We start from the raw sequence: 25,701 nt of genomic DNA, 5'->3' as shown, positions 1-25,701 counted from the left end.
CTGAGATTAACTCAACGTCTATTTCGGCAGTCAGGAATTTATCTCCATACTTTTTGACTAGAGTACTTGCCTACCTATGTGCAGAGAGTTCACGACAATATTCGTCAATATTCGGCACCAGGATGGGAAGCCCCTGCGCCAGGTTCAACGCAATCCGTTTCCTTATGGCAACTTCAATCATGTCGTGAGCCATTGAAGACCCGTCACCAATGTGAAACCGCTTCCGAATCAGTGTGATTTGAGCAAGGGCACCCTGAACTTCCTCATCCTCCGGATATTTGGCTTTCAGTTCGTCCAGCGAAAGTCGTAAAAAATCTTTCGCAAGCAAGTGATGATCGGTGCTCTCAAGGCCCATGGCATAACCTCCTTTCGGAACGTCAATAACCGCATTGTTTAATACACCGTCCTTTCATTTCCTCGGGCGAACACTAAAGTTGAGTCCCAAGTTTGTTAAACATAGTTAAACCTACGTCGAAGTCAAAGTCTTCATAGTCTCGGCGGGGCCCATCAACAGGTTAGTCAGCGCATTTTATCGTCTAGCGCCCTTCCTTCAACATCATTCCAATTCCACCCCTCACTGTGTACCAATTGAAGCAAATGCATACGCCGATTGCGCAAGCACTTAAAAGTCTCTTCCAATTCCTTGGCGCTCAAAAGAGGCAACTGATAGCCATCAGAGTATTGGGGAGAAGGCTCCACAGGAGGCACCTCCGAGTCCAATTTGCCTGCTCTACTCTCCACCCTGTAGAGATACTGTTTGATCACCTCTTGCAAGTCGGAAATAGCGTTGGATTGCAATCGCGCGCCTGGCTTAAACCCGAATGCCACGAGACTCAAAGCCTCATCAAGCTTTGCAACCTGGAGACCCAGTGAGTAACGACGATGCCTGCAATAAAACAGATCCAGAACCGGATAGGCGAGCCGCTGTTCCGATGACTGGATCAGGTCATTTGTCACTGTCTGGAGGATACCTTCAAAGCCCCGCGTGTTATCTGTATCGGTGGCTCTTTTTACAATATCCAGAGGGGTTTTGCCCAACAGCGAAATTGTGAAAGCAAGCTTGCGGCGATGCACAGCGCCCTGGACGAGTGGGATCGCATAGGTTATGACAAGGGTCACTATGACAAGGCCATTAAACGATGCGAATACGGTAAATAAACGGGTGATATCAGACGTGGGTTTATAGTCGCCAACCCCAAGAGTAGACAGCGTAAACCCTACATAGTAAATACGTTCGACAGTGTCAGCGGCGCGCCCCGTTTGTCCCGACACCAATCCACTCGGGAACGCGCTGAACAGAAGAAACCAGCCAATCCACAGGGCCGCGAGCCAAAGCACACCAAGGGTAACAATTGTTAGAGGGGCCGTGGGCAGCATAAATGCCCTTCCGCCGGAGAGCCGATGCAATCCGTTAGATAATCTTCTTGATGCATCGGTGATACACGTCGTCAACGGACCACTGCCCTGTGTCGTCAATGTCGTCCACACCACATCAACCATCACAAAACTGAGAACGAGCGCTCCGGATAACATCCATCCCATATAGCCCCCTTAGGTCCCATTCGTTATTTCACGTTGAACAGCGTCAGCTATCTTGCGTTTCTTCGGCCTGCTAAAGGTGGCACGCCTTGTTGGGCGAGTTCCGGAAAATCGTCATGCATCGATAGAGGGGCGCAGTTTTTTCTGGCAGCGAGAAACTCCGGTCGTTGTTGCTTTGCTGCATATGGCTCACCGAGTGTGTTCTCGACGCTGTTGTAAACGAAAAAAAGATTCGAGCGTGGCCAAGGTGACATATTTTTATTGGATGCGTGCAACGTATTGCACTCAAATAAAAGTAGCGATCCGGCCGGCCCTTTCGGTGCCTCAATCCCACCCCGCTCCGCCAGCCAAGCCAGACTATCGCGATCCGGGGTGCCTAACCGTTGTGACTTTAGCGAGTCCTTCCAATTAAGGTCGGGCGTTTCACCAACACAGGGTACAAAATAATGATGCGAGCCGGGAACCAGCATCAGCGGGCCGTTGAACTCATTATTATCGGTGAGCATAAGGGAGGCACTTACCGCTCGCATGCGCGGCATACCATCCTCCGCATGCCAGGTTTCAAAATCGGAGTGCCAGTCAAATCCACTACCTTCGAACCCAAACTTGTCATTGATTCGAGACTGGTGAATATACACCTCACTTCCTAATAGCTGGCGCACCATCCCTAATATCCGCGGGTCGCGCGTCAGGCGGCTAAAATGATCTGACAGTTCATGCATTGCAAAAACGGAGCGAATATCGTCCGTGTTAGGATCATGGATAACCTGATCCGATTTTTTGAGCTTTTTATCGTTTGCCATCTCTTTGAGCTCATCGAAGAAGGGCATCATACGCTCCTGGTTGAAAAATCCTTCAAACCAGAGATACCCATCTCGCTCATAGCGGGACAGCGATACTTCATCGAGAGGTCCTTCCCAGCGATGTTGATTGCGCGAATGAACGACAGGATCACATCGTAAGAAAGGTTTCTTTGCGTGTGTTAACCGGGACGGGAAAGGATCTGCATTCTTCACCATGTTGATACCTCCTGTTTAGTTTTCACATTCACTTAACAGTAGTACCTGCACCGCTCAACTCATTCAACAAATCCGCTTTTTAATAACTGAAACTTAATCGACACGAATCATATTGGTAATATTCAATTTCTAACCCACTCATCGGCTTCTTTATGATAGCTCTGCTTAACAGCAGCCCAAGCTACTTTGTGCGCTGTTTCTTCGCGCCCTGCGTTCCCGCGTCTGTCGCCAGGGTCTTTATACTCCTTCCAAGCTGAATTAAAAGCACTTCGATAGATCTCCTGGGCATGAATTGGCAAACTGTTTATAACATTTCGTGGTAGCTCTGAACTTCTTGAATAAGGCATAACATCCCCCCTTGGCATTGATTCAAAACAGTATCACGGCCGTAAGTGTTTATTAGTAATCCGCAAAGGGTAAGTCAAGCTCCAAGGGAAACATGTCCGCTGCCTTAAATATTATTCACATGATCTACCAAACCTTCAACTAAGAACTAAACTTCTCTGAGTAACCCGCAATTGATTGCTGACGTAAAGTCTTAATTGAAAGCACTACACAATATATAGAGGAGCCAGCGAATGTCTGACCCTAAAAAACCATCACCGCACGCCAAAGGTAAAGGCGGCGAGCTACATCAGCACGCAGATACCACACATCCAACAATGACCACCCAGCAAGGCGCTCCCGTCGCCGATGATCAAAACTCACTGCGTGCAGGAGCGCGAGGGCCGGGACTATTGGAAGATCACGTAATGCGCGAAAAGATCTTCCATTTCGACCACGAGCGTATTCCGGAGCGCGTTGTCCATGCTCGCGGGCTGGGCTTCCACGGCTATTTCGAGAACTATAACAATCAGTCAGAACTGACTGCTGCCGATCTATTCCAGCGGCCCGGAGAACAGACACCCGTTTTTGTACGCTTCTCAACGGTCGCTGGTAACAAAGGGTCCGCAGATCTGCCCCGCGATGTGCGAGGGTTCGCCACTAAATTTTACACCCGGCAGGGCAACTGGGACTTGGTAGGAAATAATATGCCGGTGTTCTTTATTCAGGACGCCATAAAGTTTCCTGACTTGGTGCACGCGGTAAAAGAAGCACCGGATCGAGGCTTCCCTCAGGCACAGTCTGCACACGATAATTTTTGGGATTTTGTCGGACTAATGCCTGAAAGTATCCACACGGTGATGTGGGCGATGTCCGACCGCGCTATCCCGCGCTCGCCCCGTTTTATGGAAGGTTTTGGTGTGCACAGCTTCCGCTTTGTGAACGCTAAGGGCGAGTCACAATTTGTGAAATTCCATTGGAAGCCCAAACACGGCATGCAATCGGTTGTGTGGAACGAAGCCTTGAAAATAAACGGTGCAGACCCGGACTTTCACCGTCGAGATATGTGGGACGCCATCCAGCGCGGCGACTACCCAGAATGGGAATTGGGTGTGCAAGTGTTTGATGAGACTTTTGCCGAAAAATTCGAATTCGACATTCTGGACGCCACCAAACTGATTCCCGAGGAGCAGGTGCCCATTACGCCGTTAGGCAAAATGGTGCTGAACCGCGTGGTCGATAACTTTTTTGCTGAGACCGAACAGGTCGCATTTTGCACTCAAAACATCGTCCGCGGTATCGATCATTCAAACGACCCGCTGCTCCAAGGCCGAAACTTTTCTTATCTGGATACGCAAACCAAACGTCTGGGCGGGCCCAATTTTACCCACATACCCATCAACGCGCCAAAGTGTCCCATGCATCATTTCCAGCAAGACGGTCACATGGCAATGACCAACCCCAGCGGGCGCGCCAATTACGAACCCAACAGCTGGGAAGACAACCCGGGGCCGCGGGAAAACCCAAGCGAAGGATTCCACAGCTATGCCGAAACTGAAGAGGGCACGAAAGTTCGCGAACGCTCACCCAGCTTTGCAGACCATTACAGCCAAGCCTGGCAGTTTTACATCAGCCAGACGGAAACAGAGCAAGGTCATATAGCCGATGCCTTCGTGTTTGAACTTAGCAAGGTCGAGCGCGAGGATATCCGGCTGCGCATGGTCGCGCACCTGAGGAATGTCGACGATAATCTGGCGAAAACTGTGGCGGACGGGCTTGGCATCGATCCGTTGCCAGAAGCGCCAACGCCGGCTTCAAAACCCAGAAAAGACTTACCACCTTCAGACGCACTGAGCATTTTAAAGAACGGCCCGGACAGCTTCTGCGGTCGCAAGCTGGGCGTTTTTGTCAGCGAAGGCACCGACGCAAAAACCTTCGATGCCCTTAAAGCTGCAGTGGAGAGAGAAGGCGCTGTTGTCGCTGTGATTGCGCCTCACATTAGCGGTGTAGTTGATAGCGGTGGTCGCAAGATTCCGGCAAATGAAAAGATTGATGGCGGTCCATCTGTGCTATTCGATGCAGTTGCACTGCTGCCAGGAACGCAGGAACTAGAGCGGTTGGCTAAACACAGTCCGGTACGGGACTTTATCAATGACGCCTTCGCTCACTGTAAATTTATTGGCTTTAATGAAGCGGCCAAAGAGCTTCTGGACTCTGCGGGCATCAAGCAGCCGCTTGACGAAGGTTTCCTACTATTGAGTGCCAATGATCTGGACGATTCCACAACTCAATTTGTCATGAAGTGTCGAAACCTACGTTATTGGCCCCGGGAAGGTGCCGTCAACAAGGTGTAGCTTCCCAAACACAGCCATCATTCTGATTGACGCCACCAGTCAGAATGATGGGACATTATCGATTTGAAAACATGCCCGCCAACGTTGCCCTCATTTCTCATCAGTGCGTTGAGCAACGCCCTACTCTGATTTGCCTACGCGTTAGCGGCTTCTAACAACGAATACTAAGATGTTATAAAAAATTATTTCATTCAGCATTAAAGGAGCACCCGACTATGGACGCACCACTGAATGGCAATGAAGTGACCGCCAATGACTACGATGCACTGGTGTTACCTGGTGGCGTTGCCAATCCAGACGCTCTGCGACTGGACAATGACGCTATTTCTTTCGTAAAGCACTTTTTCAACAGCCACAAACCGGTTGCCGCAATCTGCCATGCGCCTTGGCTGCTCATCGAAGCAGATGTAATCAAAGGAAGGACTCTAACCTCATTCCCGAGTTTGCAAACCGACATACAAAATGTTGGCGCGGCGTGGGTCGATGAAAAAGTGTGCAATGATAACGGGCTGATTACCAGCCGCAACCCACAGGATCTGGACGCATTCTGCGCACGCCTCCTTGAAGTACTTTCCAAAGAATAGTGATAGAAAACTTGCTCGACTTGGCGCCCGTGAACTCGTGAATGCCAGATTATTCATTGGTAACACCAGTAGTTCGAACCTACACTTAGACTTGACAAAAACGATAACATGGATTTTAGATTCTTTCGGGAGACTCAAATCGGATGAGATCAGACCAAGAATGCAAAACGGCAACACCGTCGCGGGATTTTCTCGCAGGCGGGGGCGAGATGGGTCGTTTAATACGCGATCATAATTGGACGGAGAGCGTGTGCGGCTGGCCCCATGAGTGGTCACAATCCTTGCGTACTGTTGTGAGCCTGGTGCTCAGTTCAAAACAGCCGATGGCGGTGTTGTGGGGTGAGCATGGCATCTGCATCTACAACGATGCTTTCAGTCAGACCCTTGGCCCTCGCCAGCACCCGGGCTCTCTGGCACAACCTGCCAGGGAAGTATGGAGGGACATCTGGCACATGATCGGCTCGGAGTTTGAGCAAGTCCTCACCGGCAAAGGCTCAATCAGACAAATCAACCGTACGATTCCTACTACCCGCCATGGTCAGCAAGAGAGTGTCCAGTGGATCTATGATTTCACCCCGGTAGACGACCTGAGTGCTCCCTACGGTTTGGGCGGGGTACTGGTAATCTGCAATGAAGTGTCGGACCTCGCCTACGCCAATCAAATGCTCGACGTAAAGTATGAGCAATTGACCCAGATGTTCAACAAAGCGTCAACGTTTATGGCGTTAATGAGCGGTCCAAATCACCGATTTGAACTTTCCAACCCGAGTCACGACCAAGTAGTCGATCATCGTCCTATTTTGGGCCGATTCGTCTCAGAAGCACTGCCTGATGCGAAGGAGCAAGGCTTTGTGCGTATTCTGGATCGCGTCTTTGCTACAGGAGAGCCTTACACCGCAGACCGAGCCAGGTACAGAATACAAGCAGATCCGGATAGGCCAGCTAAAGAACGCATTCTTAACTTTGTGTATCGGCCGGTATTTGGTGCAGATGACCAAGTCAGCGCGATCTTTGCTGAAGGTATCGATGTAACCGATCAGGTGCAGACTCAGGAGGAACTCGAGCGAGTCAACAACGAGCTGGCAGACACCTTGCGTAGGCTCAAAGCGATCGAACAACGAAAAAGTTTCCGGTTGAAACTGACTGACCGGTTACGCGCCCTCGTGGATCCGAATGAGATCGCGGCTGCGGCAACGGAACTACTTGGCCGGTTTCTGGGCGTTACTCGCGTGTTTTACGGCGATTTCACAAAGGCGGGCGACGCCGTAATTATACGGCCCGGCTGGACAACGGAAGGCGCAGATTCAATGGCTGGTGCAGAAATCCGGCTGGAGGATTTTGGACCCGAGGTTGCGTCTCAGGTTAAGAGTGGAAACCCTTTTGTTCTTGGTGACGCAACCACGGACAACCGATCTGCCGGCTACGCCCAGGCATATCTGGACAGGGACATTAAGGCCGTACTCGCAGTGCCGGTCTTGAAAGCCGGTTCGTTGCAAGTATTGCTGGGGCTTCACGACTCCAAAGTCCATCACTGGTCAGCACAAGAGATTGCGTTGGCCGAAGACGTAGTGGACCGTACCTGGGCCGCTATCGAGTCTGCTCGTGCCCAGGCGGAGCTTCGACGCGAGCGCGATTACAGCGAATACATTCTGAACAGCATGACGGAAGGTTTCGCTTCAATATCTGCCGACTGGGTCATGACCCATTTTAACGCAGAAGCGTCGCGCATCTCTCAACTCAGTAGTTTTGATGTCGTTGGAAGGAACCATTGGGAGGTCTGGCCAGAACTCAAAGGCACTGCAGTGGAAGAATTGTATCTTCGAGTCATGCAAACCCGAAAGTCGAGTACAACCGAGGTGCCCCATTTGACTCCTAATGGCACTCAAGTCTGGCTAGAAATAAGAGCCTACCCTGCTATTGATGGCGGGCTTGCGGTATTTTTCCGGGACATCACCGAGCGTAAACGGGTCGACGAGGAAATACGTCATGCATCATTGCACGATCCCTTAACGGGCTTGCCGAATCGCGCGATGCTGTTCGAATACGCTGCGCACTTGCTGCCTCATAACCGACGAGCCGCTCGTGGTGCCGCAGTATTGTTTCTCGACCTGGATCGTTTCAAGCCGATAAATGACACACACGGCCACGAAATTGGTGACAAGGTGCTCCAGGAGATATCCGCCAGGCTTTCACAAAGTTTGCGCGCTGAAGATCTGGTCATAAGAATGGGCGGCGACGAATTCGTGGTTCTGCTACAGGATATCGATGCCTCCGCCTATGCCGCAGATGTTGCCCGCTCCATCACCGAAAAGATCAGCGAACCTTATCAGATTGGAGAGTTGACGCTATCTGTTTCAACATCTATCGGCATCAGTATGTTTCCGTGCGACGGTCAAGACATCGATACATTAGTGAGCCATGCCGATGCTGCGATGTATGAGGCCAAGCAGGACGGCAGAGGCAATTTCCAGTTTTACTCTTCGGGACTTACTGATGGTATCCAGCAACAAAACAACATTGAACAGCTGCTTAAACTCGCAATACAAACCAACTCCTTTCAATTGGTTTACCAGCCCGTATTAGACATCAGTACCTTAGAGGTGGTTAGTGTCGAAGCCTTACTTCGCCTCCAGAATGGAAGTGCGATAGGCCCAAAGCAGTTTGTTCCCGTTGCAGAAGCCACAGGTATCATTAACTCTATAGGCCGATGGGTGATTGAGGAGGCAGTACGTCATTTAGCGTCCTGGAGCGCCCTGGGACTTCCAGCTATTCCCATCGCGGTCAATGTGTCAGCTGTTGAGTTTCGTGATCTGAACTTCGTTGATCGCTTCGAACAACTGATCGGTGGGTATTCCATTGATCCAAAATTACTGCAACTGGAAGTCTCCGAAACCGCATTGCTACACGACCTTGACCACACGATCGCCTCACTGTCGCGGCTCAAGGCTCTGGGCGTTGCCATCTTACTTGATGATTTTGGAACCGGGCACGCCAGCTCCAGCCTCGCGTCCCTTAGTCGCCTGCCTCTGGACAAGATAAAGATCGACAAATCCTTCCTTCACCGGCTTGAAAAGGACAGAGGAAGCCGCGCTGTGACTGATGCGATGATTACACTGGGACTTGCGCTGGATCTTGAAGTGGTAGCTGAAGGCATCGAAACAACCTATGCCCTCGAATACGTGCGCTCCCAAGGTTGTACACAGGCCCAAGGCTTCCTATTTTGCAAACCCATTTCCGGCGAGGAGTTTGAGCGTTGGTATCGAGCCAAAGCAAACTCGCAACAGAACGTTGGCACATAACAAGCCTACGCCATACAAAGAGTGAAAGGCGACGCAATGAACGACGCGAGCTCAGATACTTACCGGGGACGGGACCGCTTTAAAAGTCTGACTAAACGCCTGGTATACTCACGCCACGCGTTCTGGGGGCTAGGAATTGCGTCCTTTCTCGAATCCATCATCATTCCCATCCCGTTGGAAGCCATCCTCATTCCCCTGATGCAGGCTCGCCGCAGCCAGATATTTATTCTCAGCACGATTGCCCTGCTCGGCTGCCTGGCCGGCGCGACGGTAGGCTATTTCGTTGGTTATTTCGTGTTTGATGCCGTTGGACAGCAACTGGTAGAGATGGTCTCCACACCCGAGCAATTCGAGCACGTGCGTATGCGAATGGAGGAGGACGGGTTCTGGTTTATCCTGAGCGTAGGCGTTATTCCGATTCCGTTTCAGATTGCCATGCTGGCCGCTGGCGCAACGAGCTACTCTTTCTTCTTGTTTATTTTAGCGTCTGCCTTGTCACGGGCACTGAGATACTATGGTTTGGGGCTGCTGGTTTTCATTGCGGGCAACAAAGCCCAGGCTATTTTCGAACGCCACAAAGTATCGGCAGCCATCGCCGTTACCATAGTGGTACTTGTGATCTGGGGCGGGACTTTATTGAACGGGTGAATAAACACACAGGGTGAACTCGAGTAAAACCGAGCCAGATTGGTGTAGTGCACAGCTAGGCTGACAGGTGAAGCAACTGAAAACTATGTAGAAATAATGGAGGCGCGGGTCGGAATCGAACCGGCGTACGCGGAGTTGCAGTCCGCTGCATGACCACTCTGCCACCGCGCCTAAAAAGATCGAAGGAATCGAGTCTTTGTGCTCTCAGGTTGGCATTGAGAGACTTGAAGAAATTGGAGCGGGAAACGAGATTCGAACTCGCGACCTCAACCTTGGCAAGGTTGCGCTCTACCAACTGAGCTATTCCCGCTTCAAGCGTATCGAAGCAATGCCCCGACAACGGATGCGTATTCTACGGATTACGGCTCTTTCGTCAACACCTTTTTTTAAGTTTCTGTTTTAGTAGAGGTTTGTGGGTGTTTTTTAACCAGAAGCACTCTGAATCTTAAGTGCCTCGAGGTCCCTCGGCTCAACGCCCAAGTCCCGCCACTTTTCAGGATGGCAGGTCAACAACAGTATCTGGTGGCGAGTGGCGGCGTCAAACAGTATCCGCTTCATACCATCCAGACGCGCTGAGTCGCTGTGCACCAGGGTGTCATCCAGAATGATCAGTGTCGGCCGCCCTGCTTCTTGCAGCAGGTCTGCATAGGCCAGGCGGCTGATCAGGCCCATCTGTTCCCGGGCACCAAAACTCAACTCTGCCATCTGCCCCAGCTCACTGCCCCGGCTGAATTTCCCGGGCATGAGGTTTTCATCCACTTCCAGGCTGGCTTCGGGGAACAGAACGGTCAGGTAGTGATCCAGATGTTTTTGCAGCGGCGCCTGCAAACGCCTTGTCAGTGCCTGGCGTTTTTCAATTAACAGGTTCAGGAGCATATCCAGCGCTTTTGCCCGTCTATCGAGCTCAAAATACCGGCGGGTAACGTGTTCTAGATCAGCCGCCAGTTCGTTGTGCTTCTCCTCCAACCCCTCAGCACCCCAGGCTTCCAGCTTCGCCCGGATTTCGCTTAGTTCCAGGGCCCGCTTTTGTTGGGCAGTTTCCTGATGCTCGGCAGTTGCACGGTAACGCGCTATGTCCTGCTTCAAAAGCTCTGGGCGAGCTTCTCGAATGAGGGTTTCACGGTCTTTCAAGGATGCTTCGAGTTCTGCTTTTTGCGTTTCCGCAGCGGCGATATCGCGAGCTATTCCTTCTATCTGCGACTGGCGCTCAGGGCTGTTCAGCTCCTCGTGCATTCGTTGCCATTCCCGCAATGCCGATTCGCTAACGTAGCGGGCTTTATGCAGCAGGCCTTCCTGATTCCTCTGCCCGGCCTCGGCTTCCGTCAGTCGTACTTCCGCCTGTTTCAGCTCCGCCTCGGCCTGGCTGAGCGGCTTGGCGTCACCATCCGTCACAGCAGCGTCTGGCAGGGCTTCAAGTTCCGTTGAATGGGCGAGCAGTTCGGACTCCACCTCAGATCTCTCGGAGCCAAGCTGATCGACGCCTTTAGGTGCCAGGGATTTCAGTAGGTCATCAAAACGCTGTATCTGTGCCTCTGCATCGTGCAGTCGCGTCAGCTTCAACTCCGCCGCCTCAACGGACTCAACAGCCAGCTCAGCGAGCTGTTGCGAAACAGATTGCTCCAACCGCTCGAGCTGCCGTCTGAGGCTGGCAAGATCATTTCCACCGGGCTGAATGCCAAGGTCACCGATACCTGGAATTGCGAGAACGCTTTGTTCCAGCAGCAGCTTCTCGCCCTGCCCCTCAACGCTCTCCCCATCCAGATCCAGCGATACACCTGGTTTCAAGTTCCAGGTAACACGGGTGGCTACGGTTTGGATTCGGATATTCGCATCATCAAGTTCACGTTGATTCTTCTTTAGCTCTCGTAATGCTTCGATATCTATAAGGTTTGTCTTTCTAGCACTTCGTGCTGCATCCAGCGAAACCTGAATCCCTTTGGCCTCTTCCTGGCGTTGATTCAGTTTCGCGAGATCCGCTTTCAGTCTCGCGCAGTCCTTCTCCAGCCTCTCCCATTTATCTCTGAGGTGGGCCTGCTGCACGGCTTGATTGGCAAGCTGGTACTGGCTACGCGCAGCCTCAACCTTCTTAACCAACTCAGGGCTGGCGAGTTCTTCCTGCTCCAGTTGTTGCTTTGCCTTGAGATAACTCTGATGACGCAGCGCGAGCTGCTCATTCTGGTTGCGCCAATGGGTCTGGCTTTGCTGGAGCAAAATGATGTTTTTCTGAATCTGTTTTTGCGACTCGATTCCCCGAGCTTGTTGCTCCTGCAGCGCCTCAACTTCCCGGTACTTTGTTTCTGCGAGCTGCATTTCCCGACGGGCCTCTTCCCAGGGCCGTTCGCGATTGGCCTGCTCATGCTCTGCGGCTAAAGTTCCCAAACGATCCACTTGAGCCTTGTACTGTTCAACCCGTGATTTCAGGTCCGACACTTGCTGTTGCAGTGTCTCTCGAGTATTTGCGAGCTCAAGATAGTCGCCCCTTGGTTTCCCGGTGGATGTCATGAGTTCTTTGCGCTGCTGCTCTACTGCCTGAATAATCTCGTCACCACCGCTGCTGGCGACTTCACCCACCAGGTTGTTCAATGCGGATTTCAGGTGTCCACCGGCGTGCAGTACGGCGTTCTCAATGTTTTGTCCGGTTCCCTGCTCAACCCAAAGCAAGCCTGGGATGCCCCAGTGCTCCTCTTTACTGGCGCCTTTTTTGGGGAACTGATAGCCCAGCAACTCGGCAAGCTTTTCTTCGGCTTCTTCACCGCTGAACTCTGTGTCGTCAACCTTCAAGTCGCAGCGGTGGCGCTTGAGGAAGCGTTTGTCCAACTGCCAGCGCTGGCCTTTGTGTTCGAACACCAACTCAACGGTCGGGGCAGCGGATGAATCGCCCCAGGGTGCCAGTTCCTCAGCGGATTTGGACCGGTAACGATCAAAGAAGGCGGCACGAATGGCCCGGACCAGGGTGCTCTTACCTGATTCGTTGGGGCCATGAATCAGGTTGATACCAGACTGAAGGCTATCCAGCTCCAGGCCCTGCCTGAATTGGCGAAACTGCTCAACACGCAAACGCTGGAGTTTCATTGGGCCACCTCCGCGTCTTTAGATTTGAGCAAGCCTGCAAGAATGCCCAATGCATCCCGTGCTACGGCAGCCGCCTCATCTTCTTCTGTCGCCTGCTGGCTCTCCCTCAGTTCTTGAACCACTTCTCCGAGGTATCCGTCTGCATGCAGTTCGGCAATATCTTCTTCTGTTGGCGAAAGCTGCAGGCCGCTTCGATCACAGGTAACGCTGCGGTAGCGAGCTTCTGCGACAGAAAGTGCATCCGTCAGTTTTTGATCGCCGGCCAGCGTGAGTGTACCGTTAAGCTTCAAATCCAGAACCGAAGCCTCGGGCAATTGGCCTAAGCGAATCAGCAGTTCGCCCAGATCGGACGGGACAGATAGAGTCTCTCGCCACTGGTGCCATTGATACCGGGCGGTTTCGTGGCGGGTCACTTGAGGTGTCGCACCGGGGCTTTCAATATCAACAATCAATACGTACCCGGCATCGTTGTTGCGGAATCGCTCGGGTTCCGGCGTGCCGCTGTACCAGGTTCGATCATTTATCTGCTTAACGCCGTGCCAGTCACCCAAGGCCAGGTAATCCAGATTGGCTGTGGCGGTTCTGTCGGGGGCAATGGGGTTGGTGGAATCAATTTCATCCGGTAGCAAGCCCTGAACGCTGCCGTGGGCCAATCCTATGCGAAGCGAATCGGGAGGGGTTTCCATTTCAGCAAATGGCTGAGTCAGGTCGCCATAGGTATGGCGCTGGGTTAGAGGCGCGGCCAGCACTGCGATGCCCTGCTCCGGCAACGATGTAACCCCGGATTCAAGCGCAAGGTGAACGTTCGGTGGAACGGCGCCAAGGCGCTTTGCGCGAGCCCACACGCTCTCGGCAAGTGCCGCATCGTGGTTACCTGGCAGCATTACCCAGGGACCCTCAAAGCCACGGGTGGCGTTAAATACGCGCCTGATGGTGCGATCAGCCACCGTTTGAGCATCAAACACATCGCCGGCAACCAATACCGCATCGCACTGGTGTTCAGTGGCCAGTGCCGCCAGCCGCTCGATGGCTTCATATCGTGCTTCAACCAATGCCGCGCCATCTTCGGCGTCAAACCGGCTGTAGGTCCGGCCCATTTGCCAGTCTGCTGTGTGTAAAAACTTTGGCACCTGCGTTCTCCTTGCCTCTTACCATTGCCAACCGCCAGCATGGTACACTTAATTCAACTCAACGGGGTGCCGGGCAAATGCCGGGCTGAGACCATACCCGCGGAACCTGATCCGGATTATGCCGGCGAAGGGATTGAGCACTCACCAGAGCCGGTGGGGCCCGCGACATGGCTGCCAATTATGGCCACCCTTAACTTGTTGCGGAGGTTACACCACCATGCTCATCCGAGCGTTTGCACTGTTTCTGCTTGCCTTGGCGTTTGCGCCTGCACACGCCCAAAAGGCAACCACCCTTACTGTGTATACCCACCCCTCTTTCGCCGCAGAATGGGGCCCGGGTCCAGCCGTTAAAGAAGCCTTTGAGCAAACGTGCAACTGCCAGATCAACTATGTGGTTCTGGACAGCGGTGGCGACATTCTCCAACGCCTGCGCCTTGAGGGCAAAAGCACTCAGGCCGATGTGGTGCTGGGCCTCGACACCGCCACCATGGAAACCACCCGGCAAACCGGCTTGTTGGCAAACCATGAAACCGATCTTTCAGCTCTGAACCTGCCCATCAAGTGGCAAGACCCGGTATTTGTACCTTACGACTGGGGCTACTTTGCGTTTGTTTACGATACCGAACAACTACCCAACCCGCCAAAAAGCCTGGAAGCATTAATCGCAGCCCCTGACGACCTGAAGATCATCATCCAGGACCCGAGAACCAGCACCCCCGGCCTTGGATTGCTGCTCTGGATGCGCCATATTTATGGTAATCAGGCGGCTGAAAAGTGGCAGCAACTCAACGGCAAGATTCTCACCACAACCAAAAGCTGGAGCGACGGCTATTTCTCGCTGTTCATGAACGGTGAGGCACCGATGATTCTTTCCTACAGCACCTCCCCGGCTTACCACATGGCCGTGGATAAAACCGACCGTTACCAGGCTGTGCAATTCGAAGAAGGCCACTACCTGCAGGTTGAAGTGGCGGCTCTGGTTGAGCCATCCGATCAGAAAGAACTCGGGCGTGAGTTTCTGGACTTTATGCTGAGCGCGGATTTCCAACGGCACATTCCCCTTAAAAATGTGATGTACCCAGCTACTGACCTGGGCGATGAATTGCCGTCTGTTTTCGACAAGCTGATTCAGCCAGAGGAAGCGCTGTATTTTGACCCAAAAACGGTCAGTGATAAGCGCCGCCAATGGATGAACGAGTGGCTGGATGCCATGACACGCTAATCACAGACCATGAATAGCCTCGCTAAGCGCCAGCAACACGCTTTACCTTCGCACTCGAGACTCGGGCGGCCTGCACCTTTCAGTCGCCCCGGGTGGCAGCTCTGGCCCGGGCTTACGATCGCCGGTGCGCTGGTGCTGCTTTCAGCGGCGGGGCTGGGAGCGCTTATCTGGGAGGCTTCACTACCGGATATCAGCCAACTCTGGCAAAGCCGCTATTTGCGAACCGTGGTTACCTTTACGATTTGGCAGGCGTTTCTTTCTGTTTTACTCAGCCTTCTTGTGGCTATTCCGATTGCCAGAATCCTCGCCAGACAACCTGCGTTCCCGGGGCGCGCTGTTCTGCTGCGGTTGATGGAATTGAGCCTGGTACTCCCTTCGATTGTTGCGGTGTCTGGATTGGTTAGCGTGTACGGGCGCCAGGGTTGGTTCACTGGCTTTGCCAGCGACTGGTTTGGTGCTTCCTGGAACCTCTACGGCATCAACGGCATTGTATTGGCCCATGTGTTTTTCAATGCGCCTCTGGCCGCCCGGATTCTGTTGCAGGCCATTGAAGGTGCACCTCCATCGCAACTCAGGGCTGCCGCCCAACTCGGGCTTGGGCGCTGGTGGTATTGGCGCGCGGTGGAGTGGCCTGCCATCAAGCCTGTCTTGCCCGGTGTTGCAGCGCTGGTGTTCACCCTGTGCTTCACCAGCTTCGCCATCGTGATGACCCTGGGCGGCGGGCCTGCAGCAACCACCATTGAAGTTGCCATTTACCAGTCTTTGCGATTCGAATTCGATTCTGGCCAGGCCGCGCTTCTTGCCATGGTTCAGCTGCTTGTTTGCGGTTTTCTGTGGTGGCTGGCAGTACGCCGTGGGCTTACGGCGTCGCTACTTCCCGACAGGCGCGTTGCAGCCCACCGAACCAAAGCAGGGAGCTCTCCCAGCGCGCGCTTGGCAGATGGCACCGTCCTCGGATTGTTTGTGCTCTTTCTGGGAATGCCGCTTTTGGCCATTTTAATCAGAGGGCTTCCCGGCATGGGCAGCGCCTTCTTCACGCAGGGTAGCTTCTCGGTCAATCCCGCGTTACTTGATGCCACAGTAAGAAGCCTGGCCATCGCCCTGCCCGCCGGCTTGATGTCTTTATGCGCCGCTCTGCTGATCCTGGCGTGTGGAACAACATCGAAGAAACCCGCCATCACCCGGCTAACCGATGTTGCAGCGTATTTACCCTTGATGATCCCGCCTCTGGTTCTCGGCACCGGCTTGTTTCTGTTGTTCCGCCCTAGCCTTGGCAGCTCAAGTGAAGGGCTGATGCTGGTTACCCTGATCAACGCCATGATGGCCTTGCCGTTTGTATTACAGATGCTCAAAGGGCCCCTGGGGAGCCTCGACTCAGCCAGCCGTCAGCAAGCCGATCAGCTTGGCGTGCTGGGCTGGTATCGCTGGCGTTGGCTGCACTGGCCGAGAATGCGCAAGCCACTGGCTTTGGCCATGGCCTACGGCACAGGCTTATCGCTGGGTGACTTCGGGGTTATTGCGCTGTTCGGTACACCGGGCCAGCCTACTCTGCCAGTCTTGCTGTATCAGCAGCTTGGCAGTTACCGAATGGATGCCGCAGCCGCCACGGGGCTCTGGCTCGTGTTGCTTTTGCTCCTGCTGTTTAGCGTTTTTAACAGGTTGGGATCGCCGTTAAACAAAACCGGCTTGGCGACCAAATCACCCAGAAGTGTTCCGGAGCCTGAGCATGCTTGAAGTACGAAATCTGGTATTTGCATACCCGGATCAGGAATCTCCATGGAATTTTCATTTTTCAGTGGAACCAGGGCAATGCATTGCCATCCATGGCGCCAGCGGATCGGGCAAATCCACACTAATGAACCTGCTGGCCGGTTTTCTTGAGCCTCAATCTGGCGACATACTTTGGCGGGATGAAAGCCTGCGCAAAAGAGCACCTTGGCAACGACCCATGACCAGCGTGTTCCAGGAGCACAACCTGTTTGAACACCTCAATGTTGAGACGAATATCGGCCTTGGCATCCACCCTGGGTTAAAGCTCACACCCGAGGACCAGAAGGCTATCAAACAGGGACTGCACAATGTTGGCCTGGAAGGCTTTGGGAAGCGCTTACCCGGAGACCTTTCTGGAGGCCAGCGGCAGCGTGTAGCCCTATTGCGGGCGATGCTGCGCCAAAAGCCGATACTACTTCTGGATGAGCCTCTTACCGGGCTGGACAGCGATGCACGGGATCTTCTTCGGCAACTACTGCTACAAGCAAAAGCTCGGGGTACACTCATTGTTTTGGCCAGCCATGACAAGGAAGACCGTAAGCTACTGGCAGATAGCGTTCACAGACTCTAAGCTAGTAAGCTAATAAACCAACCTTTGGAATTCTGACACCCGTGCCCAACAGTGCCAGTTCCCCGGAACATGAAAAGTCTTCATCGCATCACGGTCGGCCAGGATCTCTGGCGAGCGAGAATGGCAACCTGATTGTTCAGGGCGATTGGACTCTGGCTGACTATAAAGCACTCAAGAAGCATATTGAGGCCAGTTCAGGCCAACAATGGGCCGCAGAACGAATCGACCTGAAAGATCTGGGGCAAGTTGATACAGCCGGTGCATCGCTTCTGGCCACCCTGCTGGGGCCGAACACTCTCATTGCACTGACAAAACAGGATGACCACACCCCGACAACCCTGCCCCGTGAACAACGTGCACTTCTGTATGCAGTGGCAGATGCAATGCGAGAAGGGCCACCCCCTGAGCCTGAAGGTCTTACGCCGGTTGTTGAGTTTCTCACCGAGACTGGCAAGAGAGTTGCGGCCGTTTGGCACCTGGCTTACTTGTTGTCCGGATTTGTTGGGCAGATTATCGCAACGCTGGTGGTTATTCTGCCGCGACCCAGTCGCTGGCGTGTTACACCGTTCGTCGCGGCGATTCAGAATACCGGGCTCAACGCACTTCCAATTGTTGCTCTGCTTACGTTTCTGGTTGGCGCCGTAGTCGCCTTCCTGGGCGCCACGGTTCTCAAAGATTTTGGCGCTACAATCTACACCGTCAATCTCGTCGCCTTCTCATTTTTCCGAGAGTTTGGCGTTTTACTCGCGGCCATTTTGCTTGCAGGCCGAACAGCCAGCGCCTTCACTGCACAAATAGGCGCCATGAAGGTAAACGAAGAGTTGGATGCTATCCGCACTTTGGGGCTGGATCCGGTTGAATTACTCGTTATTCCGCGGGTTCTGGCGATGATGGTCAGCCTGCCTATTCTGACCTTCGTTGGCATTATCTCAGGCCTGGTTGGCGGTGGCATGGTCTGCGCGCTTGCGCTGGACATTTCTCCCACTCAATTCATGGCGATTGTAGAACGTGACATTGCGCTCAAGCACTTTCTTGTAGGCATATCGAAAGCGCCCATTTTTGCCTTTTTGATCGCGGCCATTGGCTGCCTGGAAGGGTTCAAGGTTGGTGGCAGCGCTCAATCCGTTGGTATTCACACCACCTCCGCCGTGGTGCAGTCGATTTTTATGGTTATTCTTCTCGATGCGGCAGCTGCACTCTTCTTCATGGAAATGGGCTGGTAAATCATGGCAGAGCCAATCATTCAACAAACCAACAGTCGTCCAGCGCCCGTTATTGAAGTGCGAGGGCTTGATAACCGATTTGGCAGCCATGTTGTCCACGAAAACCTGGATCTGGATCTCGTCAAAGGCGAAATTCTGGGCGTTGTAGGTGGCTCGGGAACGGGTAAATCGGTACTCCTGAGAAGCATCGTGGGTTTACTTAAACCTTCGGCGGGCCGAATACGGGTTTTTGGCAAAGATCTCGATGAACTCAGCGCCGTAGAGCGTTCGAAAACCGAGCAGCGGTTTGGCGTTTTATTTCAAAGAGGCGCGCTGTTCACCTCGTTGAATCTCCTTCAGAATATTTCCCTGCCATTAATTGAGCACTGCGACCTGTCCCGCCCGGATGCAGAAGAGCTTGCCCGCATGAAGCTCGCCTTGACGGGCCTTCCGGCGAATTCTGCCCTTAAGTACCCGTCGGAACTCTCTGGAGGCATGGTCAAGCGCGCTGCCTTGGCCCGGGCGCTGGCGATGGATCCGGAAGTGTTGTTTCTGGATGAACCAACTGCAGGGCTCGACCCAATTGGCGCGGCCGCCTTTGATAAGCTGATCGTTACCCTCCGGGATGCGCTAGGGCTGACTGTGTTTTTGGTCACCCACGATCTGGATACGCTGTATACAACCTGCGATCGAGTGGCTGTTCTGTCGCAAAAGAAGGTTCTGGTGGCAGACACCATTGAAAACGTCGCCGCTACAGACGATGCATGGATTCAGGACTATTTTCAGGGCCCCCGCGGGCGGGCCGCCAGTTACGCATTTCGTGCTCTAGATACGAGCCGGTTACCGGAGTAAGAGGCTATGGAACCAAAAGCACACCATCTGATTATCGGGCTATTTACGCTCACGGCGGTGGTGGCGGCATTGTTGTTCGCCTTGTGGCTGGCAAAATCCTCCGCAGATCGCGAGTGGTCTTACTACGAAATCGTATTCGATCAAGCCGTGGGTGGTCTCTCCAAGGGTAACCCGGTTCTTTATAGCGGCGTTGCCGTGGGCGATGTACTGGAGCTAAAACTGGATCTGGACAACCCTGGCCATGTTCGGGTTCTGGTTCGCGTCGAACAGACAGTTCCTGTACGGGAAAATACCCGTGCGGGTTTGGTGCTGGCCAACATCGCTGGCAGTATGAGCGTACAGTTCAGCGGGGGCACCAAAGATAGCCCGGTGCTGATTGGCACCCGAACCAATCCGGCGCAAATTACCGCCGAACCTTCAGCTTTTAAAAGCTTACTGACCAATGGTGAGGCAATACTGACCAAGGCAGAACAACTGCTTACCAGCGCAAACACGCTGCTTTCGAACGAAAACACCGAGAACCTGACGGCGATTTTCCGCAACACCCGCGAAGCCAGTGAATCCTTGTTAGGCAGCCGCGAACAGCTGGTGGCCCTGCTAGCCCGGATGGATGATGCAAGTCAGCGTGCCGCTGAAGCCGCTCTGAAGGTGTCCAGGGTGTCGGATAACGCCAACGCTCTGTTGCAGAATGAAGCAAAATCGGTGCTAACCAGTATGAACTCAGCCATGACCCGAGTTCAGGAAGCGGTTGTGCGTATCGACGATTTAACCAGAAAGAACGAAGGCGCTCTGGATTCAGGGCTTCAGGGAATGGGCGAACTAGCGCCGGCACTTAGAGAACTTCGTGGCACCTTGAGAAACCTGAACCAATTTACCCGCCGCCTGGAAGAAGACCCCAGGGGTACTCTCTTGGGTGCCCCAACAATCAAGGAGGTGTCCCAGTGAGCCGTTCAGTTATACAGAGGTTTAAGGCTGCGGGTATCGCGTTGGCGATTTCAGGCTCAATGGCCGCTTGTACGGTATTTCCTGTACCAGAAGCCCCCAGGGTTATGGACTTTCCCACCCCTCATGCACTCAACGGCAACACCGCCAGCAGGTCTGAAAGCCTGCGAATTGATACCCCGATGGCATCCGACCCATACAACAGCTCGCGGATTCTGGCAAAACCTCTGCCGTGGGAGTTCAGAGTGTATGGGGGAGTGCGATGGCGGGATACGGTACCGGTTTTAGTGAGGGACATGCTGGCAGGCGCATTCAGGGCCAGCGCAAGCTTTCAGCATGTGGTCATGGACCCTGCTCCAGGCAGCGCTGATCTGAGCCTTTCGACAGAAATCAACGCCTTCCATGCGATCAATCAGGGTGACAGCGCCCGGGTAACCCTTTCGATATATGGGCAGTTGGTTGATAACCGGTCACAGGTAATTCTGTGCTCAAACAGCTTCACTGTGTCTACACCGGCTGAAGACACGAGCATTGAGTCAGTGGTACTAGCTTTTGGTGACGCGGGAGAGCAGCTTGCAAACGAGCTTATTGCCTGGGCAACAAACTGCGACGCTAACCCGAGCTAGTCGTTCTCAGGGAACAGATCTGGCCAGGCAGCTTTGATATACAGCCCCATAGACCATAGGGTTAATATGGCGGCGATATACAAGAGCCCCACGGCAATATCAGACAGCAGCTGGCCAGGGGGGAACGCCAGCAAGCCCACAATCGACGCCATCTGCGCAGTGGTTTTAATCTTGCCGATATAAGACACAGCAACACTTGCCCGGCTGCCGATTTCCGCCATCCATTCCCGTAAGGCGGAAATCACTATTTCACGGCAGATAATCACCGTGGCTGGAATGGTCAGCAAAATTGCCGAGTATTCCTGAATCAACATCGCCAGTGCCACTGCCACCATCAATTTATCAGCAACCGGGTCGAGAAACGCGCCGAACGGCGTACTCTGGTTAAGCTTGCGGGCAAGATAACCATCCAACCAGTCCGTAGCTGCAGCCAACGCAAAAATTGCCGCACTGACCATATAGCTCCAATGCATGGGAAGATAAAACACCGCCACAAAGACCGGAATCATGATGATGCGGGAGAGTGTGAGCAGGTTCGGTAAATTCATACGGTTATTACTCGTCATGCAATGCTGCGTATATGTTTTCAGCCAATGATTTGCTGATGCCCTGAACCTTGGTCATCTCATCAACACTGGCTTTGCGTAGTTCCTGTATACCGCCAAAGTACCGGATTAACTCCCGGCGCCGTTTGGGGCCAACTCCTTCAATGCCTTCAAGCGTAGACTGACGGCGTTTTTTGTCGCGCCCTTTACGATGCCCGGTGATCGCAAAACGGTGGGATTCATCCCGTATGTGCTGAATCAGGTGCAACGCCGGGGAATCTGCGGGCACACGAAACACATCACCGGTCATGGCATCGATCAGCTGCTCCATGCCTGCGCGCCGGGTTACACCCTTGGCCACGCCGATAAGGGGAATGTCAGAAACCCCAAGCTCATCAAACACTTCCCGAGCAATGCTCAACTGCCCCTTACCGCCATCAATAAACACAAGGTCCGGGCGCTTGCCCTCACCTGCAACCATTCGACGGTACCGGCGAGTCAGAACCTGGCGCATGGCATCGTAATCGTCCCCTGCCTTCACGCCTTCGATATTATACAGCCGGTAATCACTTTTAAGGGGACCATTCTCATCGAAAACAACACAGGATGCGACGGTGTTTTCGCCGTGGCTGTGGCTAATATCAAAACACTCCATCCGCGAGGGTGTTTCCGCCAGCTCCAGCATGTCTCGCAGGGCCAGCAAACGGCGATAGACGGTTTCCTTGCTGGCAATATGGGTAAGCAGCGTTTGCCGGGCATTGGTCATCGCCAATTCCAGCCAACGACGGCGCTCGCCCCGAACATTACCACGAATGCGGGTGTCCCGATTGGCTGCATCGGAAAGTGCCTGAGCGAGCAGTTCCTGACCGTCCACATTAACCGGAACCAGCACGTCTTTGGGGATTTCGCGGCGCGTATTGCCCCCGAAATAGTACTGGCCGAGAAATGCGCTTAACAGTTCGCCCTCTGACTGCTCAAGAGAATAGCGAGGAAAGTAATCCTTGGTTCCCAAAACCCTGCCGCCACGCACAATGATGACCACGATACACACAACGCCGGCGTCCTGTGCAATGGCCACCACATCCGCATCCCCACCTTCCCCATCCACCGACTGTTGTTCCTGCACATGGCGCAGGTGGTTTATCTGGTCACGGTACGCAGCGGCCTTTTCAAACTCGAGGCCTTTGGCGGCCGTTTCCATGGCATCCATCAGGTCACGAATAATCGCAGGATTTTTGCCTTCAAGGAACATGCTCGCGTGGCGGATATCTTGCAGATAGTCCTCGGGCGAAATATACCCCACACACGGCGCCGTGCATCGATTGATCTGGTACTGCAGACACGGGCGCGATCTGTTTTGAAAATAGCTTTCACTACATGATCTTATGCGGAAAACCTTCTGTAGTACATTAAGGCTTTCCTTGACTGCACCCGAACTCGGAAACGGTCCATACCAGGTACCTCCGCCCTTTTTGGTACGCCCACGCCGAAAGGTCAGCGAGGGATAATCACTGTGGGCAGACACGTAAATGTAAGGGTAGGATTTATCATCCCGAAGCAGGATGTTGTATGGCGGGCGCAGAGACTTGATCAGGTTCTGCTCTAACAATAGAGCTTCTGTCTCGCTACCGGTAATGGTGACTTCAATGGACGCAATCTTTGCAACCAGAGCTTCCGTTTTGGGCGCCAAGCCAGTCTTCCGAAAATAACTGCTGACCCGCTTCTTCAGATTTCCGGCTTTGCCCACGTACAGCACCGAGCCTGCGTCGTCGTACATTCGGTAGACGCCAGGTCGCTCGGTTAGCTGTTTCAGGAAGTGCTTGCTGTCAAACCCCTCGCTGTTTTCATCGGTGGGATCAGACCTTGTGGGCATCGAGCAACCCGAGCCGTACTGCCATCAGGGCCAACTCAACGTCGCTGGATATCTCCAGCTTTTCGAAAATCCGGTAACGATAGCTGTTAACAGTTTTCGGGCTAAGGCAGAGTTTGTCTGAAATGTCCTGCACCTTCTGGCAGTCCACGACCATCATGGCTATCTGCATTTCGCGCTCGGACAGGCGATCGAACATGGAGAGCTCGCCCTCCTCATCCTTTTCACCACCCAATTGCTTGAGGGCCATTTTTTGGGCTATTTCGGGGCTGATATAGCGCTGGCCAGAATGCGCCATACGAATAGCACGAACCATTTCCCTGATATCCGCACCTTTGGTGATGTAAGCGGACGCGCCGCTTTGCATTACACGGGCTGGATAAGGGTCGTCGGCACAGGCGGTTACCACGATCACACGGATAGTGTCGTCGATTCTCAGAATGCGTCGGGTAGCTTCCAGGCCGCCAATGCCCGGCATCCGAATGTCCATCAATACGATATCCGGGCGTTCTTTACGCACGAAATCGATGGCGTCTTCTCCGGATGGGGACTGGCCAACAACATCTATATCGGGATCGTCCGCGAGCATCCGGGTTATCCCGGAACGAACCAGCTCATGGTCATCTACAACCAATACCCTGATCAAATTTCACCTCGCAAACCGCTTCAAAGAACTGCGCGATTGTACCGGTTACGGTCGCCCCCGGGTAGGTGCAAACCGAAATACTCTTTGAGGTTGAGTGCTCATTCCGGTACGCCAAGCCCGGCAGTGTTCTCTACCGGATCAAACCACACCACCAGATCACCCCTCTTGATAGCAGCCTGTACGCGGCTCAGTTCTGCCATGGGGTTTTCGTTATCGTTTAGACCATGGTAGCGAGTACAGTACTCTTCTGCCAAACCAAGCAACTGATCCTCCGTTAACAACTCATTGTCTACAATGAACTTTTCCTCACGGGGATCGGATTGTGGCAGGTGCCCGACTTCATGATTCATAGTATCTCCTGTTGGGGCCACTATACCCACTTTCAAAATTCGGATCGATTCTCTATCATCCTTCACTTTCAGAACGTTTGGATGCTAATGAACTCTCTGGTTTTTCGACTCACACTGCCCATTCTTTTTGGCTACCTCCCGCTTGGCATGGCTTTCGGGGTACTGTTCACAACCCAGCTGGGCTATGCATGGTGGGCAGCACCACTCATGGGCGTAGTCATCTACGCTGGGGCCGGCCAGATTCTGGCAGTCAGCCTTTTAGCGGCCAGCGCCGGTTTGCTGGAAGTATTCATCGCGATGTTTGTACTCAATGCCCGCCATCTTTTCTATGGCCTGTCTCTACTCGGGCAGTTCCGGCGGGCCGGCTGGCGCAAGCTCTATCTGATTTTTGGCCTGACCGATGAGACCTACTCACTACTTACAAGCCGTCCGCGATCACAGGACACACTAAAGGAACTGGACATTGATTTCCGGATAACGGCATTCAATCAGGTTTACTGGGTCATTGGCTGCATTCTTGGCGCTCTTCTGGGCCGAAACGTAGCGTTTGACAGCACAGGTATCGAATTTGCCCTTGTTGCACTGTTCATTGTGCTCACAATTGAACAGCTCAAGGCACTGGGGGATGCGTTCCCGGTATGGGTTGGCGCAGCGGCGGCAGGGGTAGCCATGATAATACTGCCACCGGCACACCAGCTCATTGGCGCCATTGCGATAGTGACCGCGGTACTTTTACTCCAGTATCGTAACCTGCGCGCCAAGCCTGCTGCGGAAGGCCACAGCCATGTCTGATACCGTTTATCTCACAGCCTTCATTGCGGTTGCTGCCGCTGCGACCTTCGCCACGAGAATCATTCCGTTTCTGTTTTTCGAACGCTATACCGAGCACCCTCTGGTAAAACACCTGGGGCGCTTCCTGCCCGCGGCAGTTATGGCTTTGTTGGCTACGGTATTTTTACAGCGTTCGGCTGATTGGAATGCTGTCTTACCCGGATTTGATGCAATTCTTGCGGGAGTTCTAGTGGTAATAGTTCATCTGTGGCGACGCAATGCCCTGCTCTCTATTGCTGCAGGCACAGCAACCTATATGGTGATACGCCAGTCGGGGCTATTGGAATCCGGGATTATTGGCTGAG

Annotated in this window: 23 protein-coding genes, 2 tRNA genes and 1 riboswitch; of the genes, 13 read left to right on the top strand and 12 right to left on the bottom strand. The window is 53.4% G+C overall.

What is annotated here, in order from left to right; genetic code table 11:
* Positions 1 to 70: 70 nt before the first annotated feature.
* From Q0824_RS01575 to Q0824_RS01560, 4 genes are all read right to left on the bottom strand, one after another.
* A complete protein-coding gene (locus Q0824_RS01575) occupies positions 71 to 355 on the bottom strand; it encodes a hypothetical protein (protein WP_298447015.1) in 285 nt (94 codons plus the stop codon).
* 164 nt (positions 356 to 519) lie between these two features.
* Complete coding sequence (locus tag Q0824_RS01570; RefSeq protein WP_298447014.1) at positions 520 to 1,542, bottom strand: potassium channel family protein; 1,023 nt, start codon at positions 1,540 to 1,542, stop codon at positions 520 to 522.
* Between the two features lie 47 nt (positions 1,543 to 1,589).
* A complete protein-coding gene (gene thpD, locus Q0824_RS01565; protein WP_298447013.1) occupies positions 1,590 to 2,558 on the bottom strand; it encodes an ectoine hydroxylase in 969 nt (322 codons plus the stop codon).
* Between the two features lie 122 nt (positions 2,559 to 2,680).
* Positions 2,681 to 2,905 carry a ChaB family protein gene (locus tag Q0824_RS01560; protein WP_298447012.1) on the bottom strand — a complete coding sequence of 75 codons (225 nt, stop codon included), beginning with the start codon at positions 2,903 to 2,905 and terminating at the stop codon, positions 2,681 to 2,683.
* Between the two features lie 231 nt (positions 2,906 to 3,136).
* Between Q0824_RS01560 and Q0824_RS01555 the strand changes: the two genes are divergently transcribed.
* The 4 genes from Q0824_RS01555 (at position 3,137) to Q0824_RS01540 (ending at position 9,767) form a co-directional block, all read left to right on the top strand.
* Positions 3,137 to 5,236, top strand: coding sequence for a catalase (locus Q0824_RS01555; protein WP_298447011.1), 2,100 nt, complete (start codon positions 3,137 to 3,139; stop codon positions 5,234 to 5,236).
* A 215-nt stretch (positions 5,237 to 5,451) separates the two neighbouring features.
* A complete protein-coding gene (locus tag Q0824_RS01550; protein WP_298447010.1) occupies positions 5,452 to 5,820 on the top strand; it encodes a type 1 glutamine amidotransferase domain-containing protein in 369 nt (122 codons plus the stop codon).
* A gap of 143 nt (positions 5,821 to 5,963) precedes the next feature.
* On the top strand, positions 5,964 to 9,119 hold the full coding sequence (locus Q0824_RS01545) for an EAL domain-containing protein (RefSeq protein WP_298447009.1): 3,156 nt from the start codon (positions 5,964 to 5,966) through the stop codon (positions 9,117 to 9,119).
* A 36-nt stretch (positions 9,120 to 9,155) separates the two neighbouring features.
* Positions 9,156 to 9,767: a VTT domain-containing protein gene (locus Q0824_RS01540; protein ID WP_298447008.1), complete on the top strand. Its 612-nt coding sequence runs from the start codon at positions 9,156 to 9,158 to the stop codon at positions 9,765 to 9,767.
* Between the two features lie 97 nt (positions 9,768 to 9,864).
* Here Q0824_RS01540 and Q0824_RS01535 read toward each other — a convergent pair.
* The 4 genes from Q0824_RS01535 to Q0824_RS01520 all read right to left on the bottom strand — a co-directional run bounded on the left by Q0824_RS01535 (position 9,865) and on the right by Q0824_RS01520 (position 13,969).
* Positions 9,865 to 9,938 (bottom strand) — tRNA-Cys (locus Q0824_RS01535).
* Positions 9,939 to 10,001: 63 nt separating this feature from the next.
* Positions 10,002 to 10,077: transfer RNA gene (locus Q0824_RS01530), tRNA-Gly, on the bottom strand.
* A gap of 113 nt (positions 10,078 to 10,190) precedes the next feature.
* The gene (locus tag Q0824_RS01525; protein WP_298447007.1) at positions 10,191 to 12,839 is read right to left on the bottom strand and encodes an AAA family ATPase; all 2,649 of its coding nucleotides are present in this window, start codon (positions 12,837 to 12,839) and stop codon (positions 10,191 to 10,193) included.
* Positions 12,836 to 13,969, bottom strand: coding sequence for a DNA repair exonuclease (locus tag Q0824_RS01520; protein ID WP_298447006.1), 1,134 nt, complete (start codon positions 13,967 to 13,969; stop codon positions 12,836 to 12,838). The genes Q0824_RS01525 and Q0824_RS01520 overlap by 4 nt, the downstream gene beginning before the upstream one ends.
* A 52-nt stretch (positions 13,970 to 14,021) precedes the next feature.
* A riboswitch (TPP riboswitch) is annotated at positions 14,022 to 14,119 on the top strand.
* Between the two features lie 67 nt (positions 14,120 to 14,186).
* On the opposite strand from Q0824_RS01520, the gene thiB reads away from it, so the two are divergent.
* The 7 genes from thiB to Q0824_RS01485 are packed head-to-tail and all read left to right on the top strand — an operon-like array spanning position 14,187 to position 21,154.
* Positions 14,187 to 15,191: a thiamine ABC transporter substrate binding subunit gene (gene thiB, locus Q0824_RS01515; protein ID WP_298447005.1), complete on the top strand. Its 1,005-nt coding sequence runs from the start codon at positions 14,187 to 14,189 to the stop codon at positions 15,189 to 15,191.
* A gap of 9 nt (positions 15,192 to 15,200) precedes the next feature.
* Positions 15,201 to 16,925: a thiamine/thiamine pyrophosphate ABC transporter permease gene (thiP, locus tag Q0824_RS01510; protein ID WP_298447004.1), complete on the top strand. Its 1,725-nt coding sequence runs from the start codon at positions 15,201 to 15,203 to the stop codon at positions 16,923 to 16,925.
* Positions 16,918 to 17,532 carry an ATP-binding cassette domain-containing protein gene (locus Q0824_RS01505; protein WP_298447003.1) on the top strand — a complete coding sequence of 205 codons (615 nt, stop codon included), beginning with the start codon at positions 16,918 to 16,920 and terminating at the stop codon, positions 17,530 to 17,532. The genes thiP and Q0824_RS01505 overlap by 8 nt, the downstream gene beginning before the upstream one ends.
* A 41-nt stretch (positions 17,533 to 17,573) precedes the next feature.
* Positions 17,574 to 18,755, top strand: coding sequence for an ABC transporter permease (locus tag Q0824_RS01500; protein WP_298447002.1), 1,182 nt, complete (start codon positions 17,574 to 17,576; stop codon positions 18,753 to 18,755).
* Positions 18,756 to 18,758: 3 nt separating this feature from the next.
* Positions 18,759 to 19,586 (top strand): ATP-binding cassette domain-containing protein, encoded by an 828-nt coding sequence (locus Q0824_RS01495; RefSeq protein ID WP_298447001.1) that lies wholly within the window; start codon positions 18,759 to 18,761, stop codon positions 19,584 to 19,586.
* A gap of 6 nt (positions 19,587 to 19,592) precedes the next feature.
* On the top strand, positions 19,593 to 20,531 hold the full coding sequence (locus Q0824_RS01490) for an MlaD family protein (protein ID WP_298447000.1): 939 nt from the start codon (positions 19,593 to 19,595) through the stop codon (positions 20,529 to 20,531).
* Entirely contained in the window at positions 20,528 to 21,154 is a 627-nt protein-coding gene (locus Q0824_RS01485; protein ID WP_298446999.1) for an ABC-type transport auxiliary lipoprotein family protein, read from the top strand. The genes Q0824_RS01490 and Q0824_RS01485 overlap by 4 nt, the downstream gene beginning before the upstream one ends.
* Here Q0824_RS01485 and pgsA read toward each other — a convergent pair.
* From pgsA to Q0824_RS01465, 4 genes are all read right to left on the bottom strand, one after another.
* A complete protein-coding gene (gene pgsA / locus Q0824_RS01480) occupies positions 21,151 to 21,702 on the bottom strand; it encodes a CDP-diacylglycerol--glycerol-3-phosphate 3-phosphatidyltransferase (RefSeq protein ID WP_298449479.1) in 552 nt (183 codons plus the stop codon). The two genes, Q0824_RS01485 and pgsA, sit on opposite strands and share 4 nt — an antisense overlap.
* Before the next feature lie 7 nt (positions 21,703 to 21,709).
* Positions 21,710 to 23,572 (bottom strand): excinuclease ABC subunit UvrC, encoded by a 1,863-nt coding sequence (gene uvrC, locus Q0824_RS01475; RefSeq protein WP_298446998.1) that lies wholly within the window; start codon positions 23,570 to 23,572, stop codon positions 21,710 to 21,712.
* Entirely contained in the window at positions 23,556 to 24,215 is a 660-nt protein-coding gene (gene uvrY / locus Q0824_RS01470) for a UvrY/SirA/GacA family response regulator transcription factor (protein ID WP_298446997.1), read from the bottom strand. The genes uvrC and uvrY overlap by 17 nt, the downstream gene beginning before the upstream one ends.
* Before the next feature lie 98 nt (positions 24,216 to 24,313).
* On the bottom strand, positions 24,314 to 24,565 hold the full coding sequence (locus Q0824_RS01465; RefSeq protein ID WP_298446996.1) for a hypothetical protein: 252 nt from the start codon (positions 24,563 to 24,565) through the stop codon (positions 24,314 to 24,316).
* An 87-nt stretch (positions 24,566 to 24,652) separates the two neighbouring features.
* On the opposite strand from Q0824_RS01465, the gene Q0824_RS01460 reads away from it, so the two are divergent.
* Positions 24,653 to 25,357, top strand: coding sequence for an AzlC family ABC transporter permease (locus Q0824_RS01460; protein WP_298446995.1), 705 nt, complete (start codon positions 24,653 to 24,655; stop codon positions 25,355 to 25,357).
* Entirely contained in the window at positions 25,350 to 25,700 is a 351-nt protein-coding gene (locus tag Q0824_RS01455) for an AzlD domain-containing protein (protein WP_298446994.1), read from the top strand. Before Q0824_RS01460 ends, Q0824_RS01455 begins: the two co-directional genes overlap by 8 nt.
* The last annotated feature ends 1 nt before the right edge of the window (position 25,701 follow it).

The sequence above is a fragment of the uncultured Marinobacter sp. genome (assembly GCF_947488835.1).
Classification (GTDB): domain Bacteria; phylum Pseudomonadota; class Gammaproteobacteria; order Pseudomonadales; family Oleiphilaceae; genus Marinobacter.
The sequence above is the reverse complement of the archived record's forward strand: the minus strand, read 5'-3'. Positions and strand labels throughout refer to the sequence as shown.

Excerpts from the sequence above, each read along its gene's own strand:
- Q0824_RS01460 (WP_298446995.1), top strand. The coding sequence starts at position 24,653 with ATGAACTCTCTGGTTTTTCGACTCACACTGCCCATTCTTTTTGGCTAC.
- thiP (WP_298447004.1), top strand. The coding sequence starts at position 15,201 with ATGAATAGCCTCGCTAAGCGCCAGCAACACGCTTTACCTTCGCACTCG.
- pgsA (WP_298449479.1), bottom strand. The coding sequence starts at position 21,702 with ATGAATTTACCGAACCTGCTCACACTCTCCCGCATCATCATGATTCCG.
- Q0824_RS01490 (WP_298447000.1), top strand. The coding sequence starts at position 19,593 with ATGGAACCAAAAGCACACCATCTGATTATCGGGCTATTTACGCTCACG.
- thiB (WP_298447005.1), top strand. The coding sequence starts at position 14,187 with ATGCTCATCCGAGCGTTTGCACTGTTTCTGCTTGCCTTGGCGTTTGCG.
- Q0824_RS01575 (WP_298447015.1), bottom strand. The coding sequence starts at position 355 with ATGGGCCTTGAGAGCACCGATCATCACTTGCTTGCGAAAGATTTTTTA.
- Q0824_RS01570 (WP_298447014.1), bottom strand. The coding sequence starts at position 1,542 with ATGGGATGGATGTTATCCGGAGCGCTCGTTCTCAGTTTTGTGATGGTT.
- uvrC (WP_298446998.1), bottom strand. The coding sequence starts at position 23,572 with ATGCCCACAAGGTCTGATCCCACCGATGAAAACAGCGAGGGGTTTGAC.
- Q0824_RS01465 (WP_298446996.1), bottom strand. The coding sequence starts at position 24,565 with ATGAATCATGAAGTCGGGCACCTGCCACAATCCGATCCCCGTGAGGAA.
- Q0824_RS01505 (WP_298447003.1), top strand. The coding sequence starts at position 16,918 with ATGCTTGAAGTACGAAATCTGGTATTTGCATACCCGGATCAGGAATCT.
- thpD (WP_298447013.1), bottom strand. The coding sequence starts at position 2,558 with ATGGTGAAGAATGCAGATCCTTTCCCGTCCCGGTTAACACACGCAAAG.
- Q0824_RS01540 (WP_298447008.1), top strand. The coding sequence starts at position 9,156 with ATGAACGACGCGAGCTCAGATACTTACCGGGGACGGGACCGCTTTAAA.
- Q0824_RS01495 (WP_298447001.1), top strand. The coding sequence starts at position 18,759 with ATGGCAGAGCCAATCATTCAACAAACCAACAGTCGTCCAGCGCCCGTT.
- Q0824_RS01560 (WP_298447012.1), bottom strand. The coding sequence starts at position 2,905 with ATGCCTTATTCAAGAAGTTCAGAGCTACCACGAAATGTTATAAACAGT.
- Q0824_RS01555 (WP_298447011.1), top strand. The coding sequence starts at position 3,137 with ATGTCTGACCCTAAAAAACCATCACCGCACGCCAAAGGTAAAGGCGGC.
- Q0824_RS01525 (WP_298447007.1), bottom strand. The coding sequence starts at position 12,839 with ATGAAACTCCAGCGTTTGCGTGTTGAGCAGTTTCGCCAATTCAGGCAG.
- Q0824_RS01455 (WP_298446994.1), top strand. The coding sequence starts at position 25,350 with ATGTCTGATACCGTTTATCTCACAGCCTTCATTGCGGTTGCTGCCGCT.
- Q0824_RS01550 (WP_298447010.1), top strand. The coding sequence starts at position 5,452 with ATGGACGCACCACTGAATGGCAATGAAGTGACCGCCAATGACTACGAT.
- Q0824_RS01545 (WP_298447009.1), top strand. The coding sequence starts at position 5,964 with ATGAGATCAGACCAAGAATGCAAAACGGCAACACCGTCGCGGGATTTT.